Source organism: Pseudanabaena sp. CCNP1317 (assembly GCF_034931345.1).
GTDB classification, from domain to species: Bacteria; Cyanobacteriota; Cyanobacteriia; order Pseudanabaenales; family Pseudanabaenaceae; genus Pseudanabaena; species Pseudanabaena galeata.
This window is the reverse complement of the sequence record NZ_JAYGIF010000176.1, coordinates 1-1,989: the sequence shown is the minus strand read 5'-3', so window position 1 is coordinate 1,989 and position 1,989 is coordinate 1. Positions and strand designations below refer to the sequence as shown.

Sequence of the window (1,989 nt, the reverse complement as noted above, 5' to 3'; positions counted from 1 at the left end):
TGCGGTTGTACCGATTCCTGCAAGAAATTCATCGCCATTTAGTCGGTTGCTAAATTGCTGAAAAGCTTCTAGCTCGGTCATTTGTTGGTGAATGGCAATCCAGATTTTGTTTTCTGGCTTGATGTCATTGTCTGTAAGTCGGTTCGGCTGGCGATCGTAGAGGCGGTGATAGGTTTCATCGGTGAATGCGTCGAAGTTATAGATTTTTGTCTCACCTTCGCTGATTACTTCACATAGTCGCTCTGAGCCTTCTTTGAAATCTCGCGCACAAATCTCTGTCCATTTCGGGACTGTATATACTAATTGAGATTGCATATTTTAGTTCTGGTTATTGAATTGGGTTTTAAGGAAGCGTGAATTACGCTCCCTTTAACGTTGTCTCTATGCTCCGTACAAAATCTCGCTGACTTTGGCTAGCAATGGTTTTTTCTTCGATTCGATTTCAAGCACGACTTGCTGGGCTTTCTTAGCTTTGTGTGGATACTGAGTAATCATGCTTTGTAGCCGATCTGTCATATTTCGCAGATCTGACAAGACTCCTGTGCCTTCGGTTGCCCAGTTTTCCTTCTCCTGCTTTGTACCGAAAGTTGGACAGGTTCCTAGTTGGGCGATCGCTTCAGTGATCGCTATCAAGGTTTCCTGTGCTTGGATGTTTAGGGGATTTCCAACCTTGGCGACGATCTTGGCGATCGCAGTCTTTTCTCTAGGATGATTCCAGATGACGTGGTTGAGAATCTCAAATGAGTCTTCGCTTACTTCTGTTTCTCCTTGCAAAAAAGCGTAAGCTCTCAAAATCATCACCATCTGCACATATTTTCTGGTGCTAGCAACAAAGTTTTCTTTCTTGAATTCCCGTTGCAGTTCGACTAATGAATCGACTACTTGACTGGTGAATGGCAGTTTCTGCACTTGCGTCTGCATCTGCTCTAGTTCAGCTAAGCTCAGGACGGTTGTGACTTTGGGGGCGATCGCATTACCAGTCTTGCGTAATAGCAATGTTCTCAGGTCTTCATCGCCTAAGTAATCCACCATATACCGCAAACTCAACCGATCCCAAAATGCTCCGTCTTCTTCACCATCCAGTAATTCATTGGAGCAGCCAATCATGGTGATCAATGGTGATTGCAGTTTAATTTTACCGTTTAGGAATTCGCGTTCGTTCATCAGTCCTAATGCCGAATTACGAACAATGCTGTTAGCTTTGCCAATTTCATCCATTAGGGCTAAGTGCGCTTCAGGCAACATGGCTTCGGTATCGCGCACAAATTTACCTTTCTGTAATTCAGCAAGGTCGGGCGCTCCCAATACTTCTTCGGCGACGGTGGTTTTGGTCATCAGGTAATGAAAGAATGTCGTTCCTGATATTGCATCTGAGACGGCTTTCGCAAGTTCAGTTTTGCCTGTGCCTGGTTGTCCTCCCAAAAAGACGTGCATCTTGGCAAGGAGTCCCACCATAATCAGGTCAATCGCTTCGCTGCGATCTAAGTACACGACTTTCAATTCTTCACGGAGTTGTTGCAGTTTAACTGTAGGTGCTACTGATGGTGTTATTACTTTGACATTGCCGTTGGTCAGCGCTATATCTGTGGCTATCATTTTAATTTACTCTCTATTTTTAAAGAATTTTTGTGGTTGCTTAGGAATAGCTGATTGGCTACACCTAAGCTCTTCGCTAGAAGCCGATATCAAATAGGCTGTCTTCGATCTCGGATATTGGGTCGGGATCTATGCTGGTTTCTTCCTGAAGTGTTTCTACTTCTGGTTGTTGTTCAGGAGGAGGATCGGTTGGTTTTACTTCAGTTTTTGTGGAAGCTGTGGTCGCCATTCCATTTAGGGCTTCTACACAACGTTGTTTAAGTTGAGCAAGTTTATCGGTCAGAGTGTCAGAGCGGAATTGTAATAGCTCTGAGAGCATCTTGGTTTTGTCTTCTACTTCCCGATATACTCGTAGTTGGTTTTGCAGGGTGCTGCCTTTGGTTTCTGATGCTT

3 protein-coding genes are annotated in these 1,989 nt (G+C 44.3%); all 3 read right to left on the bottom strand.

From position 1 onward, the window contains the following. On the bottom strand, positions 1-315 hold a 315-nt coding region (locus VB775_RS26220), incomplete at its 3' end, for a hypothetical protein (RefSeq protein WP_323217170.1). Between the two features lie 66 nt (positions 316-381). Further along, positions 382-1,596 carry an AAA family ATPase gene (locus VB775_RS26215; RefSeq protein WP_281009454.1) on the bottom strand — a complete coding sequence of 405 codons (1,215 nt, stop codon included), beginning with the start codon at positions 1,594-1,596 and terminating at the stop codon, positions 382-384. Positions 1,597-1,672: 76 nt separating this feature from the next. After that, a partial coding sequence (locus VB775_RS26210; RefSeq protein WP_323217167.1) for a hypothetical protein occupies positions 1,673-1,989 on the bottom strand: 317 nt, incomplete at its 5' end.

Bases quoted from the DNA above. Each gene is read 5' to 3' on its own strand.
- VB775_RS26215 (WP_281009454.1), bottom strand. From the start codon at position 1,596: ATGATAGCCACAGATATAGCGCTGACCAACGGCAATGTCAAAGTAATA.